This is a genomic window from Rhizobium terrae (assembly GCF_003425685.1).
GTDB classification, from domain to species: domain Bacteria; phylum Pseudomonadota; class Alphaproteobacteria; order Rhizobiales; family Rhizobiaceae; genus Neorhizobium; species Neorhizobium terrae.
Genome location: NZ_QJKM01000040.1, coordinates 1 through 13,976, shown reverse-complemented (window position 1 = coordinate 13,976; position 13,976 = coordinate 1). Strand labels below are relative to the sequence as shown.

At 57.3% G+C, this 13,976-nt stretch carries 16 protein-coding genes and 1 pseudogene; 7 read left to right on the top strand and 10 right to left on the bottom strand.

The genetic code is table 11. From position 1 onward, the window contains the following. The first annotated feature begins 100 nt into the window (after positions 1-100). Positions 101-382, top strand: a complete 282-nt coding sequence (locus DMO26_RS32645; protein WP_117196440.1) for a hypothetical protein — start codon at positions 101-103, stop codon at positions 380-382. A gap of 126 nt (positions 383-508) precedes the next feature. On the opposite strand, the gene DMO26_RS32640 is transcribed toward DMO26_RS32645, so the two are convergent. Genes DMO26_RS32640 through DMO26_RS32625 form a run of 4 tightly spaced genes read right to left on the bottom strand, consistent with a single transcriptional unit; the run spans position 509 to position 1,536 of the window. After that, the gene (locus DMO26_RS32640; protein ID WP_117196439.1) at positions 509-778 is read right to left on the bottom strand and encodes a DUF982 domain-containing protein; all 270 of its coding nucleotides are present in this window, start codon (positions 776-778) and stop codon (positions 509-511) included. Beyond that, positions 775-954 (bottom strand): hypothetical protein, encoded by a 180-nt coding sequence (locus tag DMO26_RS32635; protein ID WP_112759253.1) that lies wholly within the window; start codon positions 952-954, stop codon positions 775-777. Before DMO26_RS32635 ends, DMO26_RS32640 begins: the two co-directional genes overlap by 4 nt. Before the next feature lie 28 nt (positions 955-982). Further along, positions 983-1,249, bottom strand: coding sequence for a DUF1488 family protein (locus tag DMO26_RS32630; RefSeq protein ID WP_112759252.1), 267 nt, complete (start codon positions 1,247-1,249; stop codon positions 983-985). Then, the gene (locus DMO26_RS32625) at positions 1,249-1,536 is read right to left on the bottom strand and encodes a hypothetical protein (protein WP_162895180.1); all 288 of its coding nucleotides are present in this window, start codon (positions 1,534-1,536) and stop codon (positions 1,249-1,251) included. The genes DMO26_RS32630 and DMO26_RS32625 overlap by 1 nt, the downstream gene beginning before the upstream one ends. A 293-nt stretch (positions 1,537-1,829) precedes the next feature. Here DMO26_RS32625 and DMO26_RS32620 point away from each other — a divergent pair, with 293 nt between their 5' ends. Genes DMO26_RS32620 through DMO26_RS32610 form a run of 3 tightly spaced genes read left to right on the top strand, consistent with a single transcriptional unit; the run spans position 1,830 to position 6,569 of the window. Continuing rightward, positions 1,830-2,948: a class I mannose-6-phosphate isomerase gene (locus tag DMO26_RS32620; RefSeq protein ID WP_226951504.1), complete on the top strand. Its 1,119-nt coding sequence runs from the start codon at positions 1,830-1,832 to the stop codon at positions 2,946-2,948. After that, positions 2,945-5,233: a glycosyltransferase family 4 protein gene (locus DMO26_RS32615; protein WP_117196437.1), complete on the top strand. Its 2,289-nt coding sequence runs from the start codon at positions 2,945-2,947 to the stop codon at positions 5,231-5,233. The genes DMO26_RS32620 and DMO26_RS32615 overlap by 4 nt, the downstream gene beginning before the upstream one ends. Positions 5,234-5,270: 37 nt before the next feature. Continuing rightward, positions 5,271-6,569, top strand: a complete 1,299-nt coding sequence (locus DMO26_RS32610) for a glycoside hydrolase family 130 protein (protein ID WP_112759249.1) — start codon at positions 5,271-5,273, stop codon at positions 6,567-6,569. A 183-nt stretch (positions 6,570-6,752) separates the two neighbouring features. On the opposite strand, the gene DMO26_RS35145 is transcribed toward DMO26_RS32610, so the two are convergent. The 3 genes from DMO26_RS35145 to DMO26_RS32595 all read right to left on the bottom strand — a co-directional run bounded on the left by DMO26_RS35145 (position 6,753) and on the right by DMO26_RS32595 (position 7,998). Then, on the bottom strand, positions 6,753-6,926 hold the full coding sequence (locus DMO26_RS35145; protein ID WP_226951505.1) for a DUF982 domain-containing protein: 174 nt from the start codon (positions 6,924-6,926) through the stop codon (positions 6,753-6,755). Between the two features lie 162 nt (positions 6,927-7,088). Next, a complete protein-coding gene (locus DMO26_RS32600) occupies positions 7,089-7,316 on the bottom strand; it encodes a DUF982 domain-containing protein (RefSeq protein ID WP_112759247.1) in 228 nt (75 codons plus the stop codon). A gap of 367 nt (positions 7,317-7,683) precedes the next feature. Beyond that, the gene (locus DMO26_RS32595) at positions 7,684-7,998 is read right to left on the bottom strand and encodes a DUF1236 domain-containing protein (protein ID WP_112759246.1); all 315 of its coding nucleotides are present in this window, start codon (positions 7,996-7,998) and stop codon (positions 7,684-7,686) included. A 345-nt stretch (positions 7,999-8,343) separates the two neighbouring features. Between DMO26_RS32595 and DMO26_RS32590 the strand changes: the two genes are divergently transcribed. After that, positions 8,344-8,571: a hypothetical protein gene (locus DMO26_RS32590; RefSeq protein ID WP_117196435.1), complete on the top strand. Its 228-nt coding sequence runs from the start codon at positions 8,344-8,346 to the stop codon at positions 8,569-8,571. Positions 8,572-8,798: 227 nt separating this feature from the next. Here the strand turns inward: DMO26_RS32590 and DMO26_RS32585 are convergent, their stop codons facing one another. The 3 genes and pseudogenes from DMO26_RS32585 to DMO26_RS32575 all read right to left on the bottom strand — a co-directional run bounded on the left by DMO26_RS32585 (position 8,799) and on the right by DMO26_RS32575 (position 11,257). After that, positions 8,799-9,191: a hypothetical protein gene (locus tag DMO26_RS32585; RefSeq protein WP_117196434.1), complete on the bottom strand. Its 393-nt coding sequence runs from the start codon at positions 9,189-9,191 to the stop codon at positions 8,799-8,801. A gap of 73 nt (positions 9,192-9,264) precedes the next feature. Continuing rightward, positions 9,265-10,889: pseudogene (gene groL, locus DMO26_RS32580) on the bottom strand (chaperonin GroEL). A 50-nt stretch (positions 10,890-10,939) separates the two neighbouring features. Continuing rightward, positions 10,940-11,257, bottom strand: a complete 318-nt coding sequence (locus DMO26_RS32575) for a co-chaperone GroES (protein ID WP_117196432.1) — start codon at positions 11,255-11,257, stop codon at positions 10,940-10,942. Between the two features lie 1,128 nt (positions 11,258-12,385). Between DMO26_RS32575 and DMO26_RS32565 the strand changes: the two genes are divergently transcribed. Further along, positions 12,386-12,844, top strand: coding sequence for a helix-turn-helix domain-containing protein (locus tag DMO26_RS32565; RefSeq protein WP_117196431.1), 459 nt, complete (start codon positions 12,386-12,388; stop codon positions 12,842-12,844). Between the two features lie 181 nt (positions 12,845-13,025). Beyond that, a complete protein-coding gene (locus DMO26_RS32560) occupies positions 13,026-13,853 on the top strand; it encodes a manganese catalase family protein (protein WP_117196430.1) in 828 nt (275 codons plus the stop codon). The last annotated feature ends 123 nt before the right edge of the window (positions 13,854-13,976 follow it).

Genomic DNA, 13,976 nt, shown 5'->3' with positions numbered 1-13,976 from the left:
ATCAAACAGACCCAGGATCAGTCCGAGAAATGGCCGCCTTCAAATCGGAACGCCGGCCGGAATGAAATCGGAATGACTGGCCGGCTTCAAATCGGAATCGATGGCCGGCTTCATCGGAATACGCAGGTTCCTCGAGCGTGCCTGGTCAGCGGGCGAGGATATCGTTATCCACCGCGCCAACCCTGCCTCCGGCGGTACGGAAACCAGGATGGCTGTCTCAAGCTTTCTTCACGTCACCGGTGATCGTCCCGAGGGTAGGGCTCTTCGCGAAGCTCTGCATGAAATGAATTCTCTTGATGAGCAGTCGGAAAGCGAAACCCCCGTCGAAGCTAAGTCTCGAAACCGCTCCCCCTGGTCGAAGCCGGGCGATGGTACCGTGTGAGCAGAGCGTCGCGCTGCATCGGCTCAGGCTCCGTAACCATCAGGGATGTCGCAATGCAGCCTGAAATATGCTGACGGGATCGCCTGAACCGGCTTCTTCGTTCGCGGCACAGACAGTCCGGCGCAGCTATCTCGGTCGCATCTCAGATTCGGCGCAAGCGGCGAGGAAATCTTCGCGCATGTCCTCCGCCGTGATCTCGTTCCGGAGGGCTGCGTGACAGCGCCTTCTCGCTCGGCTGTAGCAAGGGCCATATTGATGGGTGATGTTTTCAGTCAAATAGCGCAGAGCGTCGCGAGGGCCGCGAACTTCCACCTTCGGACGGCCCGCCAGCTCTATGACCACTGGCAGATGCCAAAATGTGGAAAAGGCGATCGGAATCACCGGGGTCGTCATCATCTGAATCTGCCGGCGTTTCTGAGCAAGTCGATCTCTTTGGCGATCGGTCCCAGCAGTTTCCTCAGGCGATTTTCTTCCATCTTATCAAGGCGAAATCGCTGCGCAAACTCGCTGACGTACCAGATCTTTTCTTTTCCAGGTCGGCCGATTTTGCCTGGAGGAATGGGATATTGCATAACGAGATCCTTTTGGCACGAAATGCATTCACCGGAAATGTTCCAGATCAAGGGTGATTGTGCTGTTACGGGTTGCTGCATAGGCCGCCTTTGCGACCTTCAGAATTCGGGGCCGGAGCGCATCGAAGGAAGCGAGATAATCGTCTTCGCTCGCGGTTCGCTGCGACAACGCGCCAGCGAGCACTTCCGCGGGCACATAAAAGTGAACCTCGAACATGCCATCATGCCCGAGGAAGCGGACCCGCCTATGTGCTTCATCATAACTGCGTGCCGAGTTCGGAAAGGAGAGTGGCACTAACGACCTCCCTCATTCTGCCATCGATCGATGGCTGCGCTTTTCGGTGAACTTTCAGGTCGTGGATCGGAAGCAAGCCCAATATCTCGATGTTCCAGGGCGAAGAGCAAGGTTTCCCTCGTTCGGTTTCCATTCCGGAATTCCGAATTCAAGAAGACTAAGGCTTCACGTTTGGCGTCTGAGCTGGCTTCGACCGCAACACCTCTGAAGCCCGCAGTTCTCAAGACATCCCTGAGCATCGCTACGTTGACGGGGTCGATGTATTCCGGCGACGGGTTGGAAGACATGTCGTCCTCCTTTGTTGGGGCGGGGGGAACACCCTCGATGGCAGCGCCCGTGAAACGAGCTGCCATTACTAATACATCTCGTGCATCGATCGCCCGATTACAAGTCGAATAGAAAAAAATCCGCAGGATGTGACCCGTTGAGTACAGTGAAACTTGTCAGGGGAATTAATTTTAAACCTGCCTAAATGTGCTAATTAAAAGAATGCGCCTTGCAGTTTTCTGGCGCAGACACATATCTATTAAATGAATGGTGAGCTTCATTCGTGTAATTAAGCGTTGTCGTATCCATATTTATGATTCTTTTTCTTAAAGAATCTGGCGGCGTTTGCCTGATCGAAGCCCAGAACCTGGCCCGATTACGTGAACCTTCGGGCGATCCGATGCCCAAAGGAAGGCTACTCCGATCTCAGATCGTTCCGATCTTAGCGGTAGATCAAGGAGGCCTCATCATGACATTCGAGCACACGAGCGTGCGGGTCGTCCGCAAACCGTGGGGCGGCCACGACCTGACACCTTGGGACCTCAGCGGCAACCACGAAGCTGTAGTCGGCGAACTCAGGTTTGATCGAAGCGAGGCCCAAGCGCCCGATCCCGCCTTGCTTCTCAAACTGCTCTTTACGAAGCAGATGCTGTCGATCCAGGTTCACCCGGACGATGCCTTCGCGCAATCGACAGGCATGGCCAACGGGAAGACGGAGGCATGGTACGTGCTGTCGGCGGAATCCGGTGCCAAAGTTGCTGTGGGGTTGACGCGGACGGTGACTCAGGCGGAGTTGCGGACTGCGATCGCCGACGGTTCGATTTCTGATCTTGTGCAATGGCGAGACGCTGCGGCCGGCGATGTATTTTTCGTTCCGGCCGGAACCATCCACGCCATCGGCGCCGGTCTCGTCATCGCCGAAATCCAGCAGAGAAGCGACGCTACATTTCGTCTTTTTGACCCCGGGCGTGCGCGCGAGCTGCATGTGGACCAAGCCGTCGCAGTGGCCGATCTGGGGCCGGCGGAAACGGAGGCAGCCCCCATACGTCTTACGCATGCAAGGACGCAACTTGTATCTTGTGCCTTCTTCACCCTTGAGCGGATCGACCTTTCTCCAAATGCGAACTGGGAGCTGCTGGCCAACCGTGAGACCTGGGCTCTGGTCATCGCCGGTGATGCAAATGTCGGACCGATGCATGCCGGTGTCGGCGATGCGTTTTTTGCCGACGCAGATCGAGTTGCCATAAAAGTCGGGACAAATGGCCTGACGGCTTTGCTCGCTTACGCCGGCAGTGCGCCCGAGCCGGGCCTGCTCCGCGATCTCGATGCTTGGGACAGAGATCGTCCGGCCCCCCAGGATATTGTCGAGGCACTCATTCATCATGAAAAGCCGGCAAACTTGCCGTACCGCTCGACGGAGGGGCAATCATGACCAGGTTCAAGAATATCGCGTTCATCGGCAACTCGCTCCCCCGACGCTGCGGCATAGCGACGTTTACCACCGATCTGCAGCATGCCGTTTCAAATTCACCCGCAAGGATGGGGACGGCGATCGTGGCAATGACCGACCATGGCCGCGCCTATGATTATCCCCCCAGCGTCTGGCTTGAGATCCCAGATGAAAGGCTCGACGATTATATCCGCGCAGCGGAAGCCCTGAATGCCGGTCGGTTCGACGTCGTCTGCCTCCAGCACGAGTTTGGAATTTTTGGAGGCGAAGCGGGAAGCCATATCCTCACACTTCTCTCGCGGCTCGATATGCCGGTCGTGACGACGCTTCACACGGTTCTTGCCGAGCCCAACCCGGCGCAACGCAAAGTCCTGGCACGAATTGTCGAGAGTTCAGCGAAGATCGTCGTCATGGCAGAGAAGGGGCGTGCGCTCCTGCGTGAGGTATACAGGGTTCCGGCTGAGAAGATCGAGGTGATCCCCCATGGGATTCCGGATATTGCCTTCAGTGAGCCGGCTGTCGCAAAGGCAAAGCTCGGGTTCGAGGGCCGGTCCGTCATCCTGACCTTCGGCCTGCTCTCACCCAACAAGGGCGTCGAAGTCATGATCGATGCGATGCCCCGGATATTGGAAAGCCGGCCCGACGCCGTCTATGTCGTGCTTGGTGCGACCCATCCCAATCTCGTCCTTCGTGAGGGTGAAGCATATCGCGAAAGCCTGATCGCGCACGTGCGGGATCTCGGGATCGAAAAACATGTAGTGTTCCTCGATCAATTCGTCGACCAGGCAACGCTCCTGGACTTCATTTCCATGTGCGACGTCTACACCACGCCCTATTTGAATGAGGCGCAGATGACGTCGGGCACGCTGGCCTATAGTTTTGGCCTCGGAAAAGCGGTCGTTTCGACCCCTTATTGGCACGCTCGCGAACTTTTGGCCGGCGGACGCGGCATTCTCGTACCTTTCGGTGATGCGAAAGCCATCGGTAACGAGATCGCCGGATTGCTGACCGACGATGCAAGGCGGGACGCCATGCGTATGCGCGCTTACGCCAGCAGTCGGTCGATGACGTGGCAAAGGACGGCGGAGCGTTATCTCGCTGTCTTCGAGGAAGCGGCGCAACGCAGGCCTCTCCCCAATGCGCTGTTGCCGGGAAGTCGGAACGCACCCACGCGTAAACCTGCCGGCCCGCCGGAGCCGCAGTTCACCTATTTTCTCTCCATGTGCGACGACACCGGACTGTTCCAGCATGCCGTCCACTCGGTGCCGGATCGCTCACATGGTTATTGCGTCGATGACAATGCGCGCGCCCTGATCCTGGCGAGCGCTCTCAACGCAGCAGGCGAAACGCCCCTGCCGGAGCCATTGACAACGCGCTTCGCCTCCTTCGTGCAGCACGCCTGGAATCCCGACGAGAAACACTTTCGCAACTTCATGGGCTTCGACCGGCGTTGGCTCGAAGACAAGGGCTCCGAGGATAGCCATGGCCGGACGCTTTGGGCGCTTGGAGAATGCGCCCGAAGCGATAGCGATCCGTCCCGGCGGACCTGGGCTGCCACCTTGTTTTCCGAAGCCCTGCCAACCACCGAAGGCTTTCGCTCGCCGCGCGCCTGGGCCTTCACGTTGCTCGGACTGGACGGATATTGCGAGGCTTCTGAGGAGGACGTCTTTGCCCAACGCATGCGGCGGCTTTTCGCGGATCGTTTGATGGATCTCCTTGTTCGTGTGGAGACGGAGGATTGGATCTGGTTCGAGGAGGGTCTTTCTTATGACAATGCACGTCTGCCTCAGGCGCTCATCCTCGCCGGGCTTGCCACTGAAACTCCTGCCTATACCGCCGCGGGGCTGAAAACTCTACGTTGGCTCATGACCTTACAAACCGCTCCCCGCGGTCATTTCAGAGCCATCGGCACGGACAGTTTCAGCGATAGACGAATGCCGCCGCAAGGATTCGACCAACAGCCTCTGGAGGCGGCAGCAACCATCTCCGCCTGTCTTGCTGCGTGGCGTGCCGATCATAGTGCCGAATGGAGGGCCGACGCAGCAAGCGCATTTGCCTGGTTCCTGGGCGCCAACGATCTGTCGTTGCCGCTCGTCGATCTCGATACGGGAAGCTGCCGGGACGGGCTGCACCGCGCGCGTGTCAATGAGAACAGAGGCGGTGAATCCGTTGTGTCCTATCTTTTGGGCCTCATCGAGCTTCGCCAACTTTCACGCTTAAGCGACAAGCCGGCAGCGCTCACTCCGCTTCGCGCCCTGGGTGCCTGAAGCTTCTTTAAATCCCGCGGGATAAACCGAGGTTACTTTGTCACAAGCCACTTTTCTGAACCGCCAAGCCCTTTTCCTGCGGCCTGACTCCACGCGCGTCGTGGTACGGCCGTTCAAGCCTGCGGTTGAACCGCGGGATTTCAATCCGACGGACAAGACCCGGGCGAATCATATTGTCGACCGGGTCCTGGCGCTGGATTCAGAGACGGCGGAAAGCCTGCTCGCGGAGGTGCTGGAAAATTTTGAGGGGCGCCACCGAAACCTGCTCGCGACGTTTGAAAATCGGGCACGCGAGATGGAGGAGGCATTCGCGGCTCATGTCGAGTTTTCGAAGGTGCAACGTCAACTCATAGGCGCTTATTTCCTCCACGAATATTCCTTTGAGGCGTCGGCACTCTTCAACCCCAGTATCGTCATGCATCCGGATCAATCAGGCGCGCCGCAGGGAAGCCGGCGTTTTATCCTCAGCCTGCGCGCGGTGGGGGAGGGACATGTATCCTCCTTAACGTTCCGCACCGGGTTGATTGCCGCGGATGGAAGCGTGGAGATCGAGCCGACCGCGCGGTTGGCGTCCACTCCAACCTTGCACACACGGATATCGGACCCGCTTGGGGAGCCTATCGAAATAAGCTTCAGCTCGCAGCAGCACATCAGCGAGCGGGTGATTTTTCCCATCACACCAGCGCAATCGAACGGTATCGAGGATGCCCGCTTCGTGGAATTCCAGGACAATGGACAGAGCACTTTCTACGCGACCTACACCGCCTATAGTGGCAAGGCGATCCGCTCCGAATTGCTCGAAACCAGCGATTTCATATCTTTTCGCATGACCCCGCTGAAGGGTACCGCGTCGAGAAACAAGGGAATGGCGCTCTTTCCGCACAAAATCGATGACCGCTACGCCATGATCGGGCGACAGGACAACGAGAACCTCTATCTCATTTATTCCGATGATCTTTACACCTGGGACGGAGGAGAATTGATCCTGCGGCCTAAATTTCCATGGGAGTTCGTTCAGATGGGAAATTGTGGATCGCCGATCGAGCTCGACCAGGGATGGCTGTTGCTGACCCACGGGGTCGGCCCGGTCCGCCGATATGCGATCGGTGCGGCTCTTCTCGATAAAAAAGATCCATCCAAGGTTCTCGCTCGCTCGAAGGAGCCGCTGGTCCGACCGGAGCCCTCCGAGCGGGAAGGATACGTGCCGAACGTCGTCTATACCTGCGGCGCGATGCGCCACAACGACCAGATCGTCCTGCCCTATGCGGTCTGCGACACGTTTTCGAATTTCTCGACGATCAAGATTTCGGACCTTCTCAAGACGCTCGATAGCTGAGGTTTGGAAGTTGGCCCGCCGGGGCGCCACGAGTGGGTTCGACAGTCGATGTCGAGCGGGGGGATGGAAGGATCTCAATGCGCCGTCACATCACATAGTCGGACAAATTGAACGGAAATCTCCTGGTCTCGGCTTTTGCCTGACGTTTTGACTGATGACGGCTCAGCTGAATTTCATGCGTATTCACCATAGGCGGCGAAAAAGCACGCGTGATTTTTCCGGATCATCGCGATGGCGGAGTGCCTTGTTACAGGCCTCGACCGCCATCCAATAGAGATCACCCGATCGACATTCAAAGTTCTCATGAAGGTATCGAAGAGCCTCGGCCGGGCCATATATGGCTATCTTCGAAACCATCATGATTCACGAAGACAGGAAGTTGCCATTCAATCGAGAAGCCAATTTTGATGACTGAACCCACGGCCCGTCCCATAGATAGCCGCGAAACTCTGCGACTACCTGTACCACGTGGACATTTGATCCCGCCTCGAGCTTGGAGGTGCAATTAAGTAAGCTCGTTTATTGGTGGAGCCCTTCCACTGCCAACTGAACCGCGGATCTGGCTTGGTTCGCCGGTAATCTTCCTTCATGTACCGCACGGCAAGTGTGCCAAGCATGGCGCCAACTGCCCCTATGTTGATTTGGCTCGTGCAGTAGCCAGTTCATTGCCTCTTCAGCCGAGGTAAGGGTAATCCGAAGGCCAGCCTTCTCCAGGATGAGCGGCTTTTTCCAGCGTGTTGCTAGCATAATCCATCTCCTTGGCGGATGGTTGTCGACGCGGCCTATTTTTCTTCCAATCACTAAACATCAAGGCGTAATGACGGGGAAGTGGAAATAAGACCGGGGTAATTGAGTAGCTCTTGTATTGGTCAATTCTGCGGCCATGCGTTCCCATAATGGTGAGAGGATCGTGCGATCTGGCCCGATCCTCTCGTGCCGCCAGCTCCCTGGCAAGCCAGCAACATGAAGTGCCGCCCGCGCAGCGTGTGCATCACTGCCTTATTCTGGGTTTGGTAGCGATCTCGACCACTCGCAAGAGCCATCTCTTCGGAAGCTCAACGACCTGCATATGGCCCAGCCTCACAAAATCCGCTCCGCGAACATTCAAGAATTCTTAGTTCACGATGCGGACTACAGAACGAGATTGCGCGTCGATGATCAGGCGATGTTGATTGACCACAACATATTGATAACGCGTGTTGCCGGGCACGGGCTTAAGGATAATTTCACTGGGAACGACCTGCCCAACGCTGATTTCTCCCTGAATCATCACCGGATTTGAGGGCAGAGCTTGGCGGCTTACAAAATCAATAACTTCTTCCGGCGGGCGTTCGGTGGCGGAATGGTTGCTAGTAGAATGGGTTTGTTGGGCCAGGGACGTGCTGGCGAGCAGTAGGATTGCGGCCGACACTGGCGCAAACTTGGTCATAATTCTTTTCTCTCGTTTCTGATCATCATAACGACATACCCCGGCCTCAGAGGCATTTTCTTTCTGGACCGGCGCCGCATTATGAAGATGCTCACACTAACCATGTAGATATTACCAAATATCAGTCACACTATTCGCTAGCTTGCAACCATGTTTTAATAGAGGCGCAATGGATTCTAAATTTTAATTTTATTCTCAGGTGAAAGGGCGTACAGTTTTATTTATTGAATAACCCAGATTGTGATGCTTCCTCGCTTCCGCGAATACTTCCACCGAGATAAGGGGAGGGGCTTCGGGCCTCATCATTATAAAAATTCCTAAAACCCTCTAGGCAAAGGGAGAGGCATGAAATTTCGCGTCCAAATCCACTACAACTTCAAAGGTCGCTGTCTTAGCGAGCCGATGGAGGTCCATGCCGACAGCCACGAAGACGCCGCCAGGCAGGTTACGATCGGCCCTGTGCGCAAGTTCGGTAGCAGAGAGGATGTTGCCGCCAAAGTCTGGTCTCAAGGAGATCCGCTTACCCAGACCTTCTACCATTTCCCTGGTGGCCAACTCATGGACTTGAAGTAGAAACCCGCAGAGGATTGTTTCAGAATCGTCATGACGTGCATCAAGCTGAGTAAGCCAGTTTAAACGCCGAAACATATGCGCCAACAGCCAAAGCGTAGGCAAGCTTCATAACTGGCCGGGTTACGTCATTTGAATCGCAGCGGCCGGCATCTCGGAAAGCGCTGAAGACCGATTTTGTGGCGGATGGTGGAAGCGTCCCGAATGACGGGACGCAATGAAGGGCAGCGTCAGGCGGAGAGGGCGGTGCTGCAGCCTGCGGCGATACGACTGTCCGGTGACGTCTGCCCCGGCATTGTCGCCCAGCCGCCGGCTTCGATAAACTGGCGCTTCTTGTAGCTATCGGAAAGTGCCTTGAACTCGATGAGTTTTGAAGCTGCATCCGGTGCAGTGTTGAAACGCTCGACGCATACGGCGGACGCGAGCTCTCCCCGCGCAATCTCGCCCGCGGCCTCAGCCGCTGTGCGGGAGGTGCCGCCAGTCACCCAGCCGCCCCAAGTGAAGCCGACGATCATCGTTGCGGCTGCGGTCATGATGCAGGCCCAAACAAGGAGCGTCTTAGACGGCTGGTAGTTATCGAAACGCTGGAAGATCGATGCCTTGCTACTGCTTTGCATAGCCATTGGAATTCTCCTGTCGATTGTTGTTGGGTTCCGCCGCCCGGGAACTTCCGGCCGTACGGCTCAGGCACTGTCCTCAGTATCCCGTGCTGCCGTTGCCGGCCGCCAAGATGGAATCTTTGCTGGGATGTCGGCAATCATCGCCTCGGCGGTGATCAGAAGCGCTGCGATCGAGCCGGCGTCCTGCAAAGCAGTCCGGACCACCTTGGCGGGGTCGACGATGCCGGCCTTGATCATATCGACGTAGGTTTCTGTCTGTGCGTCGAAGCCCTGGTTGTGATCCTCGCCGTCAGTGAGTTCTCCGATGACGATCGAACCCTCTACACCGGCATTGTCGGCGATCTGCCGGATTGGGGCTTCGAGCGCTCTGAGCACGATCGAAATCCCCGCCGTCACATCGGCGTTCTCGCCGGCCAGCCCGGTCAGGACCGCCTTCGCCCGTAGCAGGGCCACGCCGCCGCCCGGGACAATACCTTCTTCCACGGCCGCACGAGTGGCGTTCAGGGCATCGTCGATACGATCCTTCTTTTCCTTGACCTCGATCTCGGTCGAGCCGCCGACGCGGATCACTGCAACGCCGCCCGCGAGCTTCGCCAGCCGTTCCTGCAGCTTTTCCTTGTCGTAGTCGGAGGTCGTCTCTTCGATCTGAGCCTTGATCTGGCCGATGCGCGCGGCGATGTCGTGTTTTTCACCCGCGCCGTCGATGATCGTCGTGGTTTCTTTGTCTATCAGCACACGCTTGGCGCGACCGAGCATATCGATCGTGACATTCTCCAGCCTGATGCCGAGATCCTCGGAGATCGTCTGACCGGCCGTCAGAGCGGCGATGTCTTCCAGCATGGCCTTGCGGCGGTCGCCGAAGCCGGGAGCCTTGACTGCGGCGACCTTCAGGCCACCCCGCAGCTTGTTGACGACCAATGTGGCCAGAGCCTCGCCTTCGACGTCCTCGGAGACGATCAGCAGCGGATAGCCGCTCTGCACCACGGCCTCGAGGATCGGCAGCATCGCCTGCAGGTTGCCGAGCTTCTTCTCATGGATGAGGATATAGGGGTCCTCCAGTTCCACGCGCATCTTCTCGGCATTGGTCACGAAATAGGGCGAAAGATAACCGCGGTCGAATTGCATGCCCTCGACAACATCGAGTTCGGTCTCGGCCGTCCTGGCCTCTTCGACCGTGATGACACCTTCGTTGCCGACCTTGTCCATAGCCTTGGCGATCATCTCGCCTACGGTCGCGTCGCCATTGGCGGCGATCGTGCCGACCTGTGCGATCTCGCTCGATGAACTGACCTTCGTGGCGCGTGCCTTGATTTCCGTGAGCGCGGCCGCAACGCCGAGGTCGATGCCGCGCTTCAAGTCCATCGGGTTCATCCCGGCCGCAACCAGCTTGGCGCCTTCGCGGAAGATGGAGGCTGCAAGCACTGTCGCGGTCGTGGTGCCGTCTCCGGCAAGGTCGTTGGTCTTGGAGGCGACTTCGCGCACCATCTGCGCGCCCATGTTCTCGAACTTGTCGGTAAGCTCGATCTCCTTGGCGACCGAGACGCCGTCCTTGGTGATGCGCGGCGCGCCATAGGACTTGTCGATGACGACATTGCGGCCCTTTGGGCCGAGCGTCACCTTGACGGCATTGTTGAGCAACTCGACGCCGCGAAGCAGGCGGTCGCGGGCGTCGGTAGAGAAGATGATTTCCTTGGCAGACATGATGTCGGGTCCAGTTCGGTCTTGAGATTACGGGATCGGGATTCGACCTGTCAGGCCGCCCTTTCGGCGGCCGCTCCGGTCTTCTCGACGATGCCCATGATGTCGGCCTCCTTCATGATCAGAAGGTCTTCGCCGTCGATCCTGACCTCTGTCCCCGACCATTTGCCGAACAGAATGAAATCGCCGGCCTTGACGTCGAGCGCGATGGGCTTGCCACTTTCGTCACGCAGGCTAGGCCCGACGGCGATCACTTCGCCTTCCTGCGGTTTTTCCTTGGCGGTATCGGGAATGATGATCCCGCCCTTGGATGTGAAATCGCCTTCCGCGCGTCTGATGACGACGCGGTCGTGGAGGGGACGGAATGTCATGGGAAATCTTTCTGCGGCCGGCGCATAGGGCGGCTGCACCCATTACATAACACCTCTGGCAATCGATTGATAGGATTGCCAGGAAATATTGTGCGAAGAATGATTTTGGTAAAATGGAAAATATTTATGCCGAGTTCTCATGATAATATAATTGTGAAGTATAATCTTGAAGAACGTGGAATTTTATTTCACGATGCTTCATCAGACCTACGTGAATACCAATGGTACTTTATGCCGCCAGCTGCGGTATTTTGTGCTCAATCAATCGCAGGAATCGGGTGTTGCGAGCCCCCGCAACCAACGCTGCAGCACGCCATAAGCGCTAAAACTACGATCAATCGCTAAATCTCTGTTTAGAAGTAAGCGAGTAGGCCACCCCACGTATCTTTCAGGCTGCTGATCGGCGATTTTCTGCATGAATCAGGCAGGGAATCCTATGAGCGACAGTGTGAATCATCCCCGAGCCTTTGAGGTTTTGACCGCGGAGCCGGTGCGAAGACGGCGCAAACCGTGTGATTGGTCGGATGACGAAAAGGCGCAGATCATCGACGCGACGCTACAGCCCCCGAATGTCTCAGCAATTGCTCGGTCTGAGGGCTTGGATCCCTCGCAAGGCTGGCCAGTATCTGAGCTGGAGTCGCTGATGCCTTGGAACTTCAGGCCCGACGCCATCAGCTAAGCGCTCACGCATGAAGCCCGGATTGAAACCTCGAAATCATCAGGATATCGAAACGCGCTGCTCGATGCTGAGAAGATCGAGATCGATCATCCTATACCCACATACACAGCCGTAAGAACCAGCGGGTCCCGCCGGTTCTTACGGTCATGTTCATTTTGGGAGTGCCTCCTGCACCGGCGCCAATAACGACTGGGGCCAAAGAAAGTTGCAGGCGGCTCAAATTTGATCAGCGGCGCAACGCAGGATCGCTGTCCTTGAAATGACGCATGAAAATCATCATCTTTTGGACAACGATTGCGGGACCAGCAGAGTCCCCCGCGGCTGGATCGTCACCACACTGAGGAATCACGGGAGCCTTTTTCGGCTCATAACCTCACATCCTCGTCGAAGACCATCTTCCTCTTCCCGATCGAAACCAGGCGCTCTCGGAGACGATAACTATTGGGTGCATGATGACAGGCCCACTCCTTAAATTGACCCCATATCAAGCACAGCTCAGGCAAGCCCATCGAACCCGCCAAATCAAGTACGCAGCGGCCGCTCGACGTGCCAAGAGAGGCACGGCCAAAACGGAAATTACGAGCCGTCCTCCTGTTTGGCAGATCGCAAATATCGCCTTCGACGCCCATGTGAAGGCGTATCAATTCCATCTGGCCAACAAGATGGTGCGGCCGGAAGTGAGCTACATCAAGCAAAGATGTGCTCAGGTCGGTATCTCCTACCGTGAAGTCATCGGTCGTTCATCGTTGAAGGCAGTCGTTGAAGTCCGCCGGCTTCTCATGTGGGAGGTCCGTGGGAGGTTCGGCTTATCGTTCTTCGACGTTGGAAGAGCCTTCGGCGGGCGAGACCAGTCGACGGCCATCAGCGCGATCAAAATCATCGAGGCCAGCAGAGCATGCAAGCAATGAACGACGTGGAGAGGCAAGCGATCTTCGCTGAAGGATTCGTCCAGCAACGTTCGGTTCGCGGCGTCGAGCAGGCGGTGATCGCGATTCGGCCGCCCGGACCGAGACGGTTAAAATTGCGACGTCTGGAACTTCGGAAGCCATCGGTTGTTCATGCGGCTTCCCATCCAGAAGGAGGCTCTCCATGTTCTATACTGACGGCAAGTTGCAATACCCGGTACGCGTCGAGGCCCCTGATCCCTTGTTCGCAAGGGCATTGCAACAGGCAATCGGCGGGGTCGAAGGCGAGATCAGGGTTGCCATGCAGTATTTCTTCCAGGCCTGCGGTGCACGCGGCAATCCGAAGTTCCGCGAGCTGTTGATCAATACGGCCGCCGAGGAACTCGGGCACATCGAAATGCTCGCGACCGCCGTGGCGCTCAACCTCGAAGGCGCCCCACTCAGCCTACGGGAAGAGGTCGCGGCCGATCCGGTTGGCGGCGCGGTGCTCGGTGGCCTCAACATGAAGAACCTGCTTTCAGCCGGGCTGTCGGCAATGCCAGTCGATTCCGATGGCGTGCCCTTCAACATGTCGCATATCTATGCAAGCGGCAACATCGCCGCCGACATGACAGCCAACGTTACGGCGGAATCGACGGGGCGCGTGTTGGCGGTCCGACTCTATAACATGACGAACGATCCAGGCATGAAGGACATGCTGTCCTTCCTGATCGCCCGCGACACCATGCACCAAAACCAGTGGCTGGCGGCGCTGGAAGAATTGGGTGGAACGGCAGGTGCCTTTCCGATCCCGAACAGCTTTCCGCAGGAGCAGGAAAAGCAGGAGTTCAGCTACGCCTTCCTCGGCTTCCACGCCGACGGCGGCGATCCCGTTGCTGGCCGCTGGTCGCAGGGGACATCCGTCGATGGCAAGGGCGAGTTCAAGCCCATGCCGATGACGGAGGCTCTGGGACAGAAGCCCGTGCTTGGCCCTGCAAGACCCAACAGCGGCGCGCAGGCGGAGCAGCTCTAACAGGGTGTTGAAGAAGTGCTGGCGCGGTTGTTTGGAACGTGATTCATTGCTCCCCGAACGATTGGGGAATGTGGATGCGCGGATTGGACGAACGGACGGGTTCGCTGTTTTCCCATGTGGACC